Origin of the sequence: Halobaculum sp. MBLA0147, assembly GCF_041361345.1 — an archaeon.
In the GTDB taxonomy this organism is placed as follows: Archaea; Halobacteriota; Halobacteria; order Halobacteriales; family Haloferacaceae; genus JAHENP01.
The window spans coordinates 2,223,469-2,239,694 of sequence record NZ_JBGKAD010000001.1 but is presented as its reverse complement, the minus strand read 5'-3'; the positions used below and the strand labels follow the sequence as shown (position 1 = coordinate 2,239,694).

Here is a 16,226-nt window from a genome sequence, read left to right as displayed (position 1 = left end):
GACGTACACTGACATGCCAGTCGAACTCGGCCGTGACGACGAGACGGACGCACCGCCGGTCAGACCGGAGACAAACGGACACCGACTACTCGCCGCGCTCGCGGACCATCCAGAGATGGGATTCACCCCGAGTGAGCTCGTCGAGATGACGGACGTCGCAGACGGGAGTGTCCACAAGACGCTCGCTCGTCTCCGTGAGAAGGGGCTCGTGCGGAACGTAGACGGTTACTGGGCACTCGCAGAGGACGTGGCAGCCTCTCGAGTCGCGACCCTCGTCGGACTCTCGACAGTCGCAGAGGAGTACGGGGACGACGCGTACGGTGAGGACGACGGGTGGGTCGAGTCCGCTCCGGACCTCGGGGAGAACGCCTGATCGTGGCGTACGCACAGGGGAGTGTGGTGCTCGCACCGGCCACGTTCAACGGCGGTGTGAGACCGTACCTCGTCGTCTCGAACGACCGCCGTCCGTTCCACGGCGAACGGTACACCGTCTGTGTGGTGACGTCGACCGAACGAGACCGTACCGTCACACTCACCGAATCCGAGCTGACCGAGGGGGAGCTGAAGATCTCGCCGAGCTACGCGAGCCCGTGGTCGCTCCACGTCTTCTCACACGGTGAAGTGTTGAAGCGTGTCGCACAGGTGGACGACGAGACAGTCTCTGCAGTCGCCGGCGAAATTCGTCGGCTGACGGAACCGACCTGACACAGGCCCCAGCCACGGTACTCACTCTCCCGTCCACGCGACCACCGAGCCCACGAACGACCCGCTTTTTGTCTCTCGCGGTCTGCGAGAGAGGTGTGACAGAGGACACGCGCGGTCGGCGACCGACGACCACGTACGAGGAGCTCGCGGCGGCCGTCGCCGACCGCGACGCAGGGGCGTTCGTCCACGTCGCCGACCGGACGGACGACGACATGCGGTACCTGACGCGGTTCCGCGGGCCGGATCGCCCGTACGCGTTCGTCTTCCTGCCCGACGACGCCGACACGACCGCCGAGAGCGAGCCGTCGTCCGGGTCCACACGGTCGAGCGCGAGCGGCCACACGGTGTTGTGTGCGCCGGCACTGTTCGCCGAGCAGGCGCGGCGGGAGTTCCCCGGCGACGCGGTGCGGACCGACGCCGTCGGCGACCCCGCCGGCGAGCGCGCCGCGGCGGTGTTGGCCGACGCCGGCGTCTCGGGCCCCGTGCTCGTGCCCGCACAGATCCGCCACGACGCGGTCGCACGACTGGAGGCGGCGGGCTACGAGGTGACCGCCAGCGACGCCACGAGTCGGGCTCGGCGGACGAAGACCGACGCCGAGATCGAACGCCACCGCGTCGTCCAGCGGGCCGCCGTTCGCGGGCTGGCTCGCGCGGAGACGGTGCTCGCCCGGGCGAGCGTCGCCGACGACGACCGGCTCCACTGGGACGGGCGTCCGTTGACGACCGAACGCCTCCGCCGGCAAGTGAACGCGACGCTCGCCGCCGCGGGCGTCGACCCGTCGGGCAACTCCGTGATCGGTGCGGGGGCGACGGCCGCGGACCTCCACTACGTCGGGGACGACGCGATCTTCGCCGGCGAGACGGTGTTGTTGGACCTCTCGCCGCGCGGGCCGGCGGGCTACTACGCGGACGTGACGCGGACGTTCGTCGTCGCCGCACCGGGTGGCTGGGAGCGGCGCGCGTACGTCGCCTGCGAGGCGGCCCGCGAGGCGGCACTCGACGAACTCGCCGCCGGCGCGGGTGTCCAGGCGAGCACGGTCCACGAGGAGGCGGCCGCCGAACTGGCGGCACACGGCTTCCGGATCGACTCCGAGGAGGTCGGCTTCACCCACTCGACGGGTCACGGGGTCGGGCTGTCGCTCCACGAGGCGCCGTCGCTGTCCGGTTCGGAGTCACTCGCGGCCGGCGACGTGGTGACAGTCGAACCCGGCGTGTACGACCCCGAGCACGGCGGAGTGCGGATCGAGGACTTGGTGGTCATCCGCGAGGACGGCTACGAACTGCTCCAGCCGTACCCGCTCGGGAGCACGCCGCGGGACCGCTCCGCGGCGTGGTGATCGGGCGGGGACGCGGGTCGCCGCGACGGCTCGGGAGTCACCACCGGGCGCGACGGCTCGGGAGTCACCACCGGGCGCGACGGCTCAGGCGCCGTCGAAGCCGTTGTCCGCGAGGAAGCTCGTCAGGCGGTCGCCGGCGACGAACCCGTCTGCGAGGCGGGCGAGTTCCTCGCCGTCCCGGAACAGCGCGAGCGTCGGGACACTCGTGATCCGGTGGCGCTCGACCAGTCCGGCGGCGTCGCGTGGGTTGACGAGCACGGCGTCGACGCCTGTCTCGCGGACGACGTTGTCGAGCACCGGCTCCATCGACGCACAGAGCGTACACCCCTCCGTGTAGAACTGGACGAGCAACGTGTCGTGGCTCGCGATCTCGTCGGCGAGCCGCGCCCCGTCGATCCGCCGCGGTCGTGTGGTGGGCTCCGTCACGAGTCGTAGAACGTGTCGAACGTACCTGTCTCCGTCGCGGTCGTGTCCCGGTCGCGACCGGGCGTGAATCCTGTCAGCCTCGCGATCGAGTGTGGGTCGTCACTCCACGTACTCGTACTTGCGCTCGTTCATCCGGCCCCACCCGGCGTGGACGAACTCCCCGCTGGGCTGGGTGAACTCCTCGACCTCTCTGTCGAGGTCGTGGTTGTGTGCGTCGTGGACCTCCTCGTACTCCTCGAACGAGAGGTCGTACCGTCGCCGGAGCTGTTCGTCGATACTAAGCGCCTCGATCTCTGCCTTCCAGCCCTCCTGGATCGTCTCCGCGTGGATCTCCGCCTGTGCGCCGGAGCCGTAGGAGGCGACCAACAGCGTCTCGCCCGTCAGCCCGCGGCCCGTCTCGGCGGCCGTCTTCAGCGCCGAGGCGCGCGCGAGGTGGACGGAGCCGGTGTACCAGTTGCCGACCTGCCGCGAGATGGACAGCGTCGGCTCGATCGTCGCGTCGTACCACTCGCGGTAGCGGTCCGTCCCCTTCAGGTCGTCCATGTACGCCTGGATCGCCTCCTCGTAGGCCTCTCGATCCTCGAACGACTCCTGGCGCGGCTGGCGGCCGATCTCGTCGGCGACGGCGTCCTCCAGGTCCGTGTTCCGGAGGATGTGCCGGTAGCCCAGCAGCCCGGCCTTCCGCACCATCCCCGGGAACGGCGTGTGGAAGGGGACGTACGCGAAGTCGTCCGGGTGCGTCGGCACCTGCGACTCGTAGTCCTCCAGCGCCTCGCGCATCCGCGCGAGGTACACCTGCATCGACCGCTTCCCGTCGACGCTCGGGAACTGCTGTTGGGGTTTCAGGAAGTCCGTCTCGTCGGCGCTGCCGTACCCCTGCTCGTGCGAGAGCGCGACGAGGTTCGGGTCCTCGTCGATCAGCATCGCCACCGCGCCGGCGCCCTGCGTCGCCTCGCCGGAGGAGTCGCGAGCGTACAAGGCCGTGTCCGTCGCGATCACCAGCGCCGCGCGGTCGCGGTTCCGTCCGGCCGCGATCCAGTTGTAGGCGTCGTCCAACGCCTGCGTCCCGGAGATACACGCGAACTTCCGCTCGCCTTTGTTCGCGTGGTGGAAGTCGCCGTCGTACACCTGTTCGAGACAGCCGGCGACGTACGTCGACACCGGCTTCGAGTTGTCGAACGCCGACTCCGTCGCCACGTCGATCCGGCCCACGTCGTCGGGCGCGAGCCCCTTCCGGTCCATCAGTCGCTTGGCCGCGTTCGCGCCCATGGTGACGATGTCCTCGTAGGTGTCCGGGAACGAGGAGGCCTCCAACCCCAGCCCCTTCGTGTACTTCTCCGGATCGTCACCCTGTGCTGGCGCGAACGTCTCCGGCAGGTCCAGTTTGAGTTTGCCGGTCCAGATCTCGACGGCGTCGATCCCGACGGTTGTCATACCCGTCCCGTTGGTGAAACTGGCTTATTGGTCTGTCGATGTTCGTTTTCGACAGATGTCGTTACTCAGTTCGGAGGCGTGTGTACGTCGCCGGTTCGAGTGGAACGGGCTCTCGGTCGGCCACACCAGTGTCCGTGTCGACCGGTTCGATGATGCCATCCTCCGAAGGGACCGTCGTGGGTGAGATGTTCGTGTTCACGTAGGTCAGTTGTTCGCTGCTATTGATGTACACGGCGTCGATAGACCCGTCTCCTTCAATATCGAACGTGCCGATAGAACCAGACTTCGGTTCGTCGTCCGTTCCAGTGAACGACGTGAACGAAGAATCACTCTCGGCGTACCGGAGGTACGGAGAGCTCTGGACCTGGAACGGAACTTCGTCGTCACCGTCGTCGTCAAAGTCGCCTGGGGAACCGACGGACTCCTGCTCGACAGAGATTCCCGAATCGCCGACGAGTGTTTCCACCGATTTCACATCTCGCTGCCCCCCTCCGGGTTGTCCCTCCGCTGACTTGACACGGTTAGACTGATAGTAAATCAGGTGTGCAGTGCCACTGAAATCAGCTATTCCGGCGACACTGCCACCGGTTATATAGTTTGTACTCCCACCTGGGGATGAATCCAACCGCGTGGGTGTGCCTGACCCTACCGGCGACTCGACCTTTTTTATTTCATCTGTTCCACTATCGATGAAGAAGAGGGATGGGTTACCATCCCCGTCAAGATCGCCGACACCCAATCCCGTGTTCTTGATGTCTCCAGTGACCACCGACTGGGTTTCGTTGTCGAGGTCGACGATCTTGATCTCGTTGCCGCTGTTCGTCACGTACGGAATCTCCTTCTTCCCGTCACCGTCCAAGTCCGCACTCATCGGGCCGAACGCCTTCGGGGCGTTCCCACCGGTGTCGTAGGTCGCGATCCGTCCCTCTTCATCGACGGTGCGAAGCGTGCCACCGATTGCGTAGACGACTCCCGGTGACGGTGGGCCTGCGGGAGGACTAGGGCCAGTAGGAGAGAGGTTCCGTACACTCAGGTTGATGTCGTCCGACCCTTGTGTCGCCGACGCGATCAGACGAGTCGTCCCGTTCTCGTCCAGCGAGACGGTGACGTTCGCCTTCCCCTCAGTGTTCGTGTCGACCGAGGAACTTCCTGGGTACGACACAGCCGTCGAGCTGTTCGACGCGAAGTCGACACTCACCCCGTTCAACGGTCCCTCGTCGTCACTGACGAGTGTCGTCAACTGGATCGTCTCACCTTCGTCTCGTCCACTGGCTACCAACGTGTCGTTGCTAGCGTAGTAGTCGAGCACCGTGTTCCCCGCAGTCTCGGTACCTCGCCACTGTAGGGTGTACGGTGAGTCTCCGACACCACCGCCGCCGCCACCCGGTGTCACAGAGACACGCACTGTCACGTTCTCGCCGGTCGTGTTGTCGAACGATCCGTCACCGACGACCCCAGGCGACAGCGACCGATTGAGGGTGAAGTTCAGCGCGTACTCGGCTCCAGCCGAGACGTTGCCGGGACGGGTGTCGAACTCGAACGCAACTCGCCCGTCGCCGTCGACTGTCTCGTTCAGCGTCGTCCCACTGCCGCCGACCCACGACCCGGTGGTGCTGTTCGCTCGAACGAACGCACTCGTGTTCTGGTTCCCGAACTGGTCGCGGACCTCCAACACGACCCGTGCCGTCGAGCCTTTTTGAACACTGGCCTCGACGGAAACCGGATCGAGCGAACTCGCCTTCGTCGGCACGTCTGCCTCGTCGTCTCCGTCTTCGTCCAACTCGACGGCCGCGACGGCGAAGGCGTACGTCCGGTTGGTGAACGTCACGTTGACCCGATCACTGCCCGCAGCGGGCCCGACCTTCACGTCCGCACTGCTGCCGAGCGTGCCGACCGACGTGCCGCTCCCGTACTGCTGGTCGAGCAGCGACCGGACGGCACCCGGCTCCAGCCGCGTCGGGACGACGACGGAGAAGTTCTCCACGGACTCGCGTCGCTGGACCGTCGAGATCGCCTCCGGGTCCACCGACACCGTGTCGACACCGGTCTTCCGGTACTCTCCCTTCACGAGGAAGACGGTGACACGCTCGCCGGAGACGAACACCGGCGAACTGGTGAGGTTCACCGTCCGGCCGTTCTCGTAGCCGGCGTAGGCGTGTCCCAACTCCACGGTGACGTTCGCCGCACCGCCGTCGTACACGCGGTAGTTCGACCGGTACTGGATGGCGCGTGTCGAGTAGTTCCCGTCCCGTGCGGGGAGATCCCCACTCTCGTCGGCCCAGAAGTCGTCCGTCTCGCCCGGGTAGGGGCTCTGGAACGTCGCCCGCGTGAAGTTCACCGTCACGTTCCGTGGTGGCCCGGTCTTCAACTCCCCGACCGCCGGTGGCGGGTTGATGAACAGCGTCCGACTCGGGAACCGCGTCCCGAGTTTCACCTCCGTCGGCGCCGTCTCGCCGGTGGTGCCGGTGCTCACGACGCTGTTGCGGACCTGGATCATGTCCGACCGCACCGTCTGCTCGTGGCCGAACTCGATCTCCTCGTTCTGTGACGGGACGACCGTCGCCTGGTACGTCGACATCCCGATGATCACGAACCCGAACAGGAGAATCGCCCCTACCTGTACGGACTGCGACCGGTCGTCCCCCCAAAACGACATACCACCAATTTCCGCTCGGCGAGGCATAAGCTTGCTGCCACCGCCGAACGCCGTCCTCTGGCGTGCGACGCGTGTACTCGCGCCCGGCGGTGACGAGACGGCGGGAGACCCCAGAAGAGAGACGCGCGGCGGCTCAGTCGTCGTCTTCCTCGACGACCTCGGGGTCGGCCAGCGCGGTCTGCAGCGAGTCGAGTCCGTTGACCCACTCGGAGACGAGCCCGTACTCCAGGTCCTCGACGACCTCCATCGGCAGCTCCGCGCCGTCGACGATCAGCGTGCCCGCCTGGACGAGGTAGCCCAGGGCGGCGTCGACATCCTCGGCGGCCTCGGCGTCGGCAGCGGCGTCGACGTACTCGGGGACGGTCCCCTCCTCGGGCGTCCCGCCGACGACGTACTCCTCGGCGGCGTAGAACACCGGCACCAGACTCGTCTGGACCCCGTCGATCAGCATCGTCGTCTCCTCGTCGTCCATCTCCACCTCCGCCAACACCACGTCGCGGACACCCGCGATCTCCTCGACGGCCGCGTCCTCGTCGAGGCGGCCGTCGTCGAACGCCGCGAGGATCTTCGCGACGGCGATGGCCGTGTCGTTCTGGAGGTTGAGCAGGAGCCGTGCGGAGTCTTCCTCCTCGGGGTCGAGGTCCTGGTCGTCCACACGGTCGAGCCAGTTCTGCCACCGTTCTTCGGTGTAGAACGTCTCTTCGGGGTCGCTCATACGCAAGACGTTCGGTGCCTCCGGCATAAGCCCTCCGTATCGCCCCCTCTCGTGCCCGTCACGACGGCCCACACCGGGTCCTGGGGTGTGTCACACGGCGAGAACGCCCGCGGGACTCTCGTCGCTCGCCTCGCGACCGGGGAGTGTGACCGACCGCCTGTACTCGGAGTTCCCGGCGCTGTACGACACGATCCAGTCGGAGTGGGACTACGACCGCGACGTGTCGTTCCTGTTGGCGGCCGCCGAGCGACACGGCGTCTGCGCGGTCGCGGACGGAGCAGTCGCGGACGGAGCGGCCGTGGATGTGGCGGCCGCGGACGGGGCCGTGGCGGGGACGGGCGACGCGTGTCTGGCCGAGACCGACGACCCCGCGACCGAGGTCGACGGCGTCCCGCTGTTGGAGGTCGGGTGCGGGACGGGCGAGCACACCCGACGACTCGCGGCGGCGGGGTTCGCGCCGACCGCCGTCGACCCGAACCGGGCGGTCGTCGACTACGCCCGCGAGAAGGCACCGTCGCTCGACGCCGACTTCGTCGTCGGCGGCCTCCCGGAGCTGCCGGTCGCGGGCACCTTCCCGGTGGTCGTCGCGTTCCGTGGCGTGCTCAACCACCTCCCACCTGCGGCACTCGACGCGGCGGTCGCCACCCTCGCGGACCGCGTGGCGGACGACGGCCTCCTCGTCTTCGACGTGTCCGATCTCCCGCCGGACGGTCACGACTACCCGGCGCTCGACGTGGGCGAAGGCCCCGCCGGGACGTACGCCCGGATCGTCCAGATGCATCCGCGCCCCGACGGCCGACTCGACTGGGACGCCGTCGTCTTCCCACCCGACGGCGAGCCGTTCGTCGACAGTCGTCCGATGACGCCGTTCGACGACGAGACCGTCCGGTCGGCACTCGTCGACGCCGGCCTGTCCGTGGAGACACACGAGGGCTTCGGTCCCGACGACGACGCCCGGACCGTCTTCGTCGCGCGACCGGCAGAGTGAGTGTCGTCGCGAGCCGAGCGCCGCCGGTTGTCCGCTCGTCGCCGGCCCCCGGTCGTCGTCGGCCCCCGCTCGTCGCCGGGTACCCAATTTCGCTGGTCGGCTCCCGCTCTCGCCTCAGTCGTCGCGGTCGAGCGTCGCCTCGGTGTCGATCCCGTACACCTCGCGAGGTGTCTCGACGTGGGCGAGACGGACCGCCTCGTCGTGGCCGTCCGCCAGCAGCCACCGGACGCGACGCGGCACCGTCTTCGGCCCCATCACCGCACCGGGCCGGTCCGGGTCGTCGACGAAGTCCGTCTCCATCAGGAACGGCTCGCCGCGGTCGACCGCCGTCCGCAGGTACTCCTTCTCGCACATCACACTCGGCGTCGGTCCCGTCAACTCCCCGTACGCGTAGTGTTTGACGACGCGGTGAGCGGGGAGTCCCCGCTCTTCGGCCCACGCGGCCAGGTCGGACTGCTCGCGCGACGCCTCCGTGTGGAGTTGGACGGCACAGTCGTGTTCGGCGCCCAGTTCGAAGGCGTGGCGTGTCGTCTCGTTCGAGGCCGCCCACACCGCGTCGGACACGTCGTAGTGTGGGCGCCCGGACTTCAACGCCAGCGCGCGGCCGTCGGCGACGTAGTCGGCGGCCCGCGACAGCCCCGCACGCATGATCTCGCCGGCGGTCTCCGGGTCGTACCCGTCCTCGACGAGTCGCGAGACGAGTCCCGGGTGGACACCCAACACGGGCCAGGCGCGCCCCGGCAGGCGCTCGTCTGCGCGTGCCACCACGTCGCAGGTCGTATCGAAGACGTGCGCGAAGTCCTCGCCCGCCGCCGGGAGGTCCCCGAGGTGCCACGACGGCTTGTTGACGACGAGGAGGTGGGTGCCGCCGAGTCGGGCGAAGTCGTCGACGGCGTCCATCCCACGGCCCCGCTCGGGGTCGAGGTGGAGGTGGTCGTCCAAGACGGGTGTGTCGAGTCGCTCCATCGACGCACTCGTTGGTGGGCGTCGGTTGTACGTGTGACGGAGCGGACGGGCGCCACACGGAGAGCCTGGACTCTGCAGTCACCGCGTTCGGATCCAGTGGGCGACCTCCCACGCGACCGTGACGGCGACGATCACGAACACGGCACCGGCGGCACGGGTGTCCGTCGGGACGGCGACGGCGGGGATCGCGTCGACGACCCGCAACGCGGTCGTCGACGCCTCCGTCAACGACGGTGTCACCGCGTGAACGTACTTCGACAGGACGCTGCTGGCGAACAGTGCGACGAGCGCGGAGGCGGTGTGAGACCCGGTCGTCTTCGTCGGCATCGTTCCCGCCGTGTGCACAGTCGTTCAAAGTGGTTCGGGTCGCAGGGAGTGTCTCGCTGTGCGAGACCGGCCGTCGGATACTACACGTCACCCACCGTCCACCCGTGTATGGAGTTCACGGTCGAAAACCGACCCGTCGGTGCGGTGGTCGTCGTGTCGCTCGATCAGGGTGAGTCGGTGACTGCCGATCCGGGTGCGTTCCTCTCGCGGTCCGCGACCGTCGAGAGCGAGACGAGCGGCACCAGTGACGGCGTCGCGGGGCTCGTGACGAACGCGCTCAGCGACGAACGAGACGTCCTAGAGAGTACGTTCACCGCGACGGACGGCCCGGGGACGGTGACGCTCGCGCCGGACGAACCGGGCGACGTGACGCGGCTCGACGTGGGTGCCGACGGGCCGCTGAAGGTCCAGTCGGGCGGTGTCGTCGCCTGGACGGACGGCGTCGAGAAGTCGACGGCCGCCAACGAGGCGGGCAACGTCCTCTCGTCGGGCGAGGTGACCGTCCTCCGACTCGCCGGGGACGGGAGCGCGTTCCTGTCCGCGTTCGGCGGACTCCGCTCGGAGCGCGTCGACGAGGGAGCACCGCTGGTGGTCGACGAGGACCACCTCCTCGCGTGGACGGCGTCCCTGGACGTGAGCCGGACGAAAGACTCCTCGATCAAGTCGACACTGCTGGGCGGCGAGGGGTTCGTGACACGGTTCGAGGGGTCCGGCCGCGTCTGGCTCCAGACGCGGGACCCGGCGGTCTTCCGTCAGTCGACCGCCTGAGTCGTCGCCGCCCAGAGCGGTGCGGTCGAGTCGTCCCGAACGGTCGAAGGGTCCCGGCCGAGTGCCGGACCTGGCGGCGACGCCGGCCGAGTGGTGGATCCGGCGGCGACGCCGAACGAGTGAGTCCGACCGGTCGAAACGGCACGGTCAAGTGGCCGCGCACGTCACCCGCGAGTATGGCCGACCACCACGACCACGACCACTACAAGGAGTTCGACGACGAGCGTGTCACCAGCCCGATGCAGGCGTTCTCGACGTCCGCCGTCGGCACCGGCGCCGTCGTCGCGCTCGTGGGACTGCTCGTCGTCTTCGGACTGCCGCTTTTACTCCTCGGGTAGGCGGCGACGGCACACCGCCGTCACCGCTCGCGCTCCGAGCGTCGGGTCGAATCGGCGTCGACTCCCGGCGGCGTCGTCTCCGCCGTCGCCACTGGCACCGCTCGCGGTCGAGCTACCACGGGCGACCGAGTTCGACCGTCGCAGTCCACTCGACGGACCACGTGCCGACCGACGGCGACGACGCGACCTGGATGTCCCCCTCGTCCGGTCCCGGCGGGACGAGCGTCCCGAACCCGAACGAACCGGTCGCCTCGTAGCGCCCCGGCTCGGCTGCCTCCTCGGTCGCCCGGAGTTGGTACCGCCGCGTCGTCGCGTCTCCGGGCTCGTACCGCTCGTTCGTCCCGGGCGTGGTGACGGCGTGACTCAGCCACGGCGCGTGCGCCAGCAGTTCGTCCGGTGGGAACAGCGGGAACCCGTCACCGGTCGTCCCGTCGACTTCGTCGAGCCAGACGGCACCGAACGGGGGTCGTGGGCCGGCGTGGACCACCACCGTACGCTCGCTCCGGTTGCGCGCCGTCAACCCGAAGGTCACCGGCGACGCGGGCGCGGCGGCGTCGCCCGAGCGCGTCGCCTCGACGGCCACTGGCGGCGGGCCGTCGGCGCCGGTCGGGACCACCGCGAACGCACGCACCTCGCCGTCGGCGAACCCGTCGACCCACGTCACGTCCGACAGCGCCGCACGGAGTCTGGTCGGCTCGCGCTCGAACCCGGTGTCTCCGTCGGCCGCGGCCGATCGGAGCCGGCGGTCGACCGCCGGCGCGAACGACGACACCGGCGTCGTCTCGGCCGGTCGCTCCTCGTTCGGGTGATCCGGATCGCGTCCGTCGACGACGCACAGTGCCCACGGGAACTGTGGCCGGTCGTAACTCGTCTCGAAGTCGAACGCCTCGACGCGGAGACTCGTCGTCAGCAGGCCGCCGACACCACCGAGGCCACACACGGCCGGGAGGCCGTACTGGAGGAGGCGGCGTCTGTTCACGTCCGCGTCTCCGCGGCTGGTGGCTTGAATCCGGCGACGGCGGGACGACCTCAGGCCAGCTCGCGCTCGATCGTCGCCCGTAGGTCGGCGATCTCCGCGGCGTCGTAGGTCAGTGTCTCCGCGCCGACGCCCACCTCGAACCGACCCGTCTCGTCGGTGGTCCCGAGCCGTGCCGTCGGCACGTCCGCCGGCACCGACGCTTCGAGTGCGTCGGGAGCCGTCGTCTCGACGACCACGCGCCCCGCACGCTCCGAGACGGCCCGCGCCAGCGGGTTCGGGTCGTCGAACGCGACCGACACGCCCGCGTCCGGTGTCACCATCTCGGCGAGCGTGACGAGCAAGCCGCCGTGACTCGCGTCGTGGGCCGCCCGGACGTGGTCGGCCGCGACCGCCTCTCGCACCGCGTCGACGGTCGCGCGCGGCTCCGCGGGCGGCGCCGGGAACCGGTCCGAGCCACCGAACTGCGCGAGGTACTCCGAGCCGCCGAGTCGTGGCTCTGCGTCACCACCCAGCACGGGGTCCCCGACGACGACGAGCGTCCCGTCGCCGCTCGCGGCGGCCGGCGGTGCGTCGGCGTCCGGCCGCGTCCCGACGGCCGCCAGCGTCGGCGTCGGCGGAATCGGCCCACTCTCGGAGTCGTTGTACAGCGAGACGTTGCCGCCGACCACCGGCAGGTCCAGCGCCGCACAGGCGTCCGCGAGCCCGTCGACCGCGGCCGCGAAGCCGCCGTACGTCTCGGGGTCTTCGGGGTTACCGCCGTTCAGACAGTCGACGGCCGCCAGCGGCTCCGCCCCCTTCGCCGCGAGGTTCGTCGCGGTCTCGACGGCCACCGCACGCGCTCCCTCGTACGGCGCGGCGGCGGTCCAGTTCGGCTCCGAGCCGGCCGCCAGCGCCAGCCCGCAGTCCGCCTCCCGCAGCGCCAACACGGCCGCGTCGTCGCCCGGCCGCGTCGCCGTCCGCACGCCGACCTCGTGGTCGTACTGCCGGTACACCCACTCCTTCGAGGCCGTGTTCGGACTCGCGAGCAGCGTCTCGACGGCCTCGGCGACCCCAACGTCCGGCAGGGCCCGCTCCGGCTCCGGCGGCGCAGCGCGTTCGAGATCGTTGGCCGGTGCCCCGTCACCGAGGAACTCGGCGTCGGCCTCGACGACCGTCTCGCCGTCGAACGTGCAGACGAACGCGTCGGCGGCGGTCACCTCACCGATCACGGAACAGCCCAGGTCGAACCGGTCGGCGAGCGCGCGGACCCGCTCGACGTCGTCGGGCGCGACCTCGTAACACATCCGTTCTTGACTCTCCGCGAGGAGAATCTCCGTCGCGTTCATGTTCGGCTCGCGCTGGTGGACCGCACCGAGGTCGATCTCGGCGCCCAGCCCACCCTTCGCGACCATCTCGGAGGCGGCCCCGCCGAGCCCGGCGGCCCCGAGGTCGCGTGCGGCGACGACCAGATCCTCGTCCAACAGCGCCTCGTTGCACTCGATCAGCCGCTTCTCCGCGTACGGGTCGCCCACCTGCACGGCCGGGCGGTCCTCCGTCTCGGCGTCCTCGTCTAAGTCCTCGGAGGCGAACGACGCGCCCCCGAGGCCGTCGCGGCCCGTCGCGTTCCCGACCAAGACGAGCCGGTTCCCCGGTCGTTTCGCGTCGGCGGTGACGAGTCGGTCGGCGTCGGTCAGGCCGACGCAGGCGACGTTGACGAGCGGGTTCCCCTCGTAGTCCTCGTGGAAGGCGACGCTCCCGCCGACCGTCGGGACGCCGATGGAGTTGCCGTAGTGAGAGATTCCCTCGACGACCCCTTCGAAGAGGTACCGCGAGTGATCGGCGTCGAAGTCGCCGAAGTACAGCGCGTCCAACAGCGCGATCGGGTACGCGCCCATCGACATCGTGTCGCGGACGATCCCGCCGACGCCGGTCGCCGCCCCGTCGACCGGGTCGACGTACGACGGGTGGTTGTGACTCTCGATCCCGAACGTGAGGTACGTCTCCGACGCCTCGTCGTCGTTCGTCCCCGACGCCTGCCCGTCGTCCGTCTCTGATCCCTCGCCGTCGTTCGTCTCCGACCCCTCGCCGTCGTCCGCCTCCGACGCCTCGTCGTCGCCCGCGGGCGTCGGCACCGCGACCACGGCGGCGTCGTCGCCGGGGCCGACGACGACCTGCTCGCCCTCGCTGTCGAAGGCGGTCAGCAGCCGCCGCGAGGAACGGTACGCGCAGTGCTCGCTCCAGAGGTTCTCGAACAACGCCGCCTCCGCTCGGGTCGGCTCGCGCCCGAGTTCCGACTCGACCAACTCTCGATCCGCGTCGTCGAGCGCCATTCGCGTTCGTGTTCACCTGTGGGTCTGATAGGCCTTTCTGTACACACGCTCGTGGACACTCGGAGGGGTCGAGTGGTCGTGACACCGGCCGCCGTCGTCGGGAGACTCGCCGGCCGCCGCGAGTCGAAACCGGTCACTCCGTGTCGAGCAGCGCGACCACACCGGTCAACACCGCGGCCAGCGTCATCGAGACGGCCAACAGCAGGAACGCCGCGCCGAAGCCGCGACGGTCGGAGACGACCCCGACGATCGCCGGCGCGACCGCGCCGGCACCCATCAACAGCGTGCGGACGACACCCAGTCCGCCGCCCGCGACGGACTCGGGGATCACCGCCGAGAGGTACGCGCCGCGGACCGGGCGGAACCCGTGGCTCCCGAGTCCGAGCGCGACGACCGCGGCACCCAACGGGAGGAGGCCAGCCGAGCCCAGCACCACGAGCGTGACCAGGCCCGTCGCGGCGAGCCCCAGCGTCGCGCCGATCACCGGGAGGCGACCGACGCGGTCCGAGAGGTCGCCGGTGACGAGCTGGACGAGACTCACGACGAACAGCCCGCTGTACAGCAGCGACGCGGTGGCGGCGTCGAGCCCCCCGCGCTCGGCGAGGTACAGCGGGAGGAACGCCACCGCGCCGTTGTACGCGAACGAGAACGCCAGCGTCACGCCGACGAACGTCGCGAACCGCGCGTCCCGGAACAGCGCGAGGTACGCACGCGGGTCGACGCCGTCGTCGGTCGCCGCCGGCGGTTCGGGCACTCGGCGGGGCGCACGCAGTCGGAACGCCGCCGCGAGTGCCAGTCCGGCGAGTCCGGCGGCGAGGAAGAGCGTGTGCCACTCGGCGCGGGCGGTGACGGCGACGACCGCCGCCGGCGCCGCCACCCCGCCGAACGCGCCGAAGGTGTCGAGAACGCCGAGCGCGCGTCCCGTCCGGGCGGGGTAGGTCCGGGAGAGCAGTCTGACGGCGACGGTCTTGTGCGCGCCGGTGCCGAGGCCGACGAGTACCATCGCGCCGACGAGCGCGGCGAACGGCACCGGCACCACCAACGCGAGCGCGCCGGTCGCAGCGACACAGGCGCCGGCGACGACGACCGTCACCGCGCCGAGGCGGTCCGCGAGCGCGCCGCTGGGGAACTGCATCGCGGCGTAGACGGTCATCATCACCGTGAACGCGGTGCCCAACAGGGCGTTCGAGACGCCGAACTCCGACGCGAACGTCGGGAACAGCGGCGGGAACGCGTACCGGAGGAACTTCGCGAGGAACCAGAGTAGCGCCGACAACACCAAGGCGTCGAACGCGACCAACGACCGCACGCGCTCGCCGAGTGTCGTCCCCATCCACTCGCCCGATTCGTCGGCGCGTGGAAAAGCGACCGGGAGGCGGCAGGCGGCACGCGTCGACTCGGTGGGTGTGGTTCGCGCCGTCCCACTCGGGAGTTCAGTCTCCGTCGTCCCACTCCGGCGCGAGCAGTCCGTAGACGTGCATGTCGACGCGCTCGCCGTCGAGCACGCGTACTTCGCGGCGGGTCCCCTCGTGGGTGAACCCGAGCGACTCCAACAGGCCGACGGAGGCGTCGTTCGGGGCGTCAACCTCGGCCTCGATCCGGTGGAGATCGAGCGTGTCGAAGGCGTAGGTGAGCACGCGCTCGACGGCCGCCGTCGCGTAGCCGTGTCCCTGTGCGGCCGGCGCGAGCCAGTACCCGACCTCGGCGCTCGACCGCCGGTAGTCCACGTCCGTCAGCGACACCATCCCGGCGCGTCTCCCCGCCGGGTCGGGGTGCGGTCCGTCGTCCGTCCGGTCGGCCGACTCGGCGGCCGCGGCTCCGTCCGCGTCGTCGTCACTGGACGCCGCGCCGTCTGTACCGTCGTCGGACACCACTCCGTCCCTGCCGTCGTCGGACGCCACCTCGTCGACGGTGTCGGCGGCGTGCGTCGCCGCCGCGTCGGTGAACCCGTCTCCGGGGTCGCCGTCGCGGACGCGCACGAGGAAGTCGACGCGGTCGTCGCCGTTGGCACCCTCCGCGAGGAACTCGGCGACCGCCTCGCGCGAACGCGGGAACGGGGTGAACCCGGTGCGCCAGACCCGCTCGTCGAGACTCGTCCGGTGGACGAACGCGGCGTCGGCGCGCGTCGGCGGGTGGAGGCCGAGTCGCTCCGTCGTCAGGAACGCGGGCGGTGGATCGGACACGTTCCGGCGGTCTCGCCGGACCGACGTGTACGTTCCGCTCCGGCGTGACGCCGTCACACGGTCGCCGGGCGACGCGACGGCCCCGTTACCGAGTA

At 69.8% G+C, this 16,226-nt stretch carries 16 protein-coding genes; 6 read left to right on the top strand and 10 right to left on the bottom strand.

All coding sequences use genetic code 11. The features are described 5' to 3' along the window. The first annotated feature begins 13 nt into the window (after positions 1-13). The 3 genes from RYH80_RS10710 to RYH80_RS10700 all read left to right on the top strand — a co-directional run bounded on the left by RYH80_RS10710 (position 14) and on the right by RYH80_RS10700 (position 2,042). Positions 14-373: a MarR family transcriptional regulator gene (locus RYH80_RS10710; protein ID WP_370903864.1), complete on the top strand. Its 360-nt coding sequence runs from the start codon at positions 14-16 to the stop codon at positions 371-373. Between the two features lie 2 nt (positions 374-375). Further along, positions 376-705, top strand: a complete 330-nt coding sequence (locus RYH80_RS10705; protein WP_370903863.1) for a type II toxin-antitoxin system PemK/MazF family toxin — start codon at positions 376-378, stop codon at positions 703-705. Positions 706-800: 95 nt separating this feature from the next. Next, positions 801-2,042 (top strand): M24 family metallopeptidase, encoded by a 1,242-nt coding sequence (locus tag RYH80_RS10700; RefSeq protein WP_370903862.1) that lies wholly within the window; start codon positions 801-803, stop codon positions 2,040-2,042. 84 nt (positions 2,043-2,126) lie between these two features. Here the strand turns inward: RYH80_RS10700 and RYH80_RS10695 are convergent, their stop codons facing one another. The 4 genes from RYH80_RS10695 to RYH80_RS10680 form a co-directional block, all read right to left on the bottom strand. Continuing rightward, positions 2,127-2,468 carry a thioredoxin family protein gene (locus RYH80_RS10695; protein ID WP_370903861.1) on the bottom strand — a complete coding sequence of 114 codons (342 nt, stop codon included), beginning with the start codon at positions 2,466-2,468 and terminating at the stop codon, positions 2,127-2,129. A gap of 99 nt (positions 2,469-2,567) precedes the next feature. Then, the gene (gene hmgB / locus RYH80_RS10690) at positions 2,568-3,902 is read right to left on the bottom strand and encodes a hydroxymethylglutaryl-CoA synthase (protein WP_370903860.1); all 1,335 of its coding nucleotides are present in this window, start codon (positions 3,900-3,902) and stop codon (positions 2,568-2,570) included. Positions 3,903-3,963: 61 nt separating this feature from the next. Further along, on the bottom strand, positions 3,964-6,558 hold the full coding sequence (locus RYH80_RS10685; protein WP_370903859.1) for a hypothetical protein: 2,595 nt from the start codon (positions 6,556-6,558) through the stop codon (positions 3,964-3,966). Positions 6,559-6,691: 133 nt separating this feature from the next. Next, on the bottom strand, positions 6,692-7,273 hold the full coding sequence (locus tag RYH80_RS10680) for a DUF2150 family protein (RefSeq protein WP_370903858.1): 582 nt from the start codon (positions 7,271-7,273) through the stop codon (positions 6,692-6,694). A gap of 145 nt (positions 7,274-7,418) precedes the next feature. Here RYH80_RS10680 and RYH80_RS10675 point away from each other — a divergent pair, with 145 nt between their 5' ends. After that, entirely contained in the window at positions 7,419-8,261 is an 843-nt protein-coding gene (locus RYH80_RS10675) for a class I SAM-dependent methyltransferase (RefSeq protein ID WP_370903857.1), read from the top strand. A gap of 114 nt (positions 8,262-8,375) precedes the next feature. Here the strand turns inward: RYH80_RS10675 and RYH80_RS10670 are convergent, their stop codons facing one another. Then, complete coding sequence (locus RYH80_RS10670; RefSeq protein ID WP_370903856.1) at positions 8,376-9,227, bottom strand: TatD family hydrolase; 852 nt, start codon at positions 9,225-9,227, stop codon at positions 8,376-8,378. A 78-nt stretch (positions 9,228-9,305) separates the two neighbouring features. Further along, on the bottom strand, positions 9,306-9,554 hold the full coding sequence (locus tag RYH80_RS10665; protein ID WP_370903855.1) for a hypothetical protein: 249 nt from the start codon (positions 9,552-9,554) through the stop codon (positions 9,306-9,308). A 108-nt stretch (positions 9,555-9,662) separates the two neighbouring features. On the opposite strand from RYH80_RS10665, the gene RYH80_RS10660 reads away from it, so the two are divergent. Together RYH80_RS10660 and RYH80_RS10655 are read left to right on the top strand one after the other, a co-directional pair. Continuing rightward, entirely contained in the window at positions 9,663-10,322 is a 660-nt protein-coding gene (locus tag RYH80_RS10660; protein ID WP_370903854.1) for a TIGR00266 family protein, read from the top strand. A 176-nt stretch (positions 10,323-10,498) separates the two neighbouring features. After that, positions 10,499-10,660 (top strand): DUF7550 family protein, encoded by a 162-nt coding sequence (locus tag RYH80_RS10655; RefSeq protein WP_370903853.1) that lies wholly within the window; start codon positions 10,499-10,501, stop codon positions 10,658-10,660. Between the two features lie 112 nt (positions 10,661-10,772). Here RYH80_RS10655 and RYH80_RS10650 read toward each other — a convergent pair whose 3' ends face one another. From RYH80_RS10650 to RYH80_RS10635, 4 genes are all read right to left on the bottom strand, one after another. Beyond that, on the bottom strand, positions 10,773-11,639 hold the full coding sequence (locus tag RYH80_RS10650; RefSeq protein WP_370903852.1) for a hypothetical protein: 867 nt from the start codon (positions 11,637-11,639) through the stop codon (positions 10,773-10,775). A 50-nt stretch (positions 11,640-11,689) separates the two neighbouring features. Further along, positions 11,690-13,948 (bottom strand): phosphoribosylformylglycinamidine synthase subunit PurL, encoded by a 2,259-nt coding sequence (gene purL, locus RYH80_RS10645; RefSeq protein WP_370903851.1) that lies wholly within the window; start codon positions 13,946-13,948, stop codon positions 11,690-11,692. A 133-nt stretch (positions 13,949-14,081) separates the two neighbouring features. Beyond that, on the bottom strand, positions 14,082-15,281 hold the full coding sequence (locus tag RYH80_RS10640) for an MFS transporter (protein WP_370903850.1): 1,200 nt from the start codon (positions 15,279-15,281) through the stop codon (positions 14,082-14,084). A 100-nt stretch (positions 15,282-15,381) separates the two neighbouring features. Continuing rightward, entirely contained in the window at positions 15,382-16,131 is a 750-nt protein-coding gene (locus tag RYH80_RS10635) for a GNAT family N-acetyltransferase (protein WP_370903849.1), read from the bottom strand. Between the last annotated feature and the right edge of the window lie 95 nt (positions 16,132-16,226).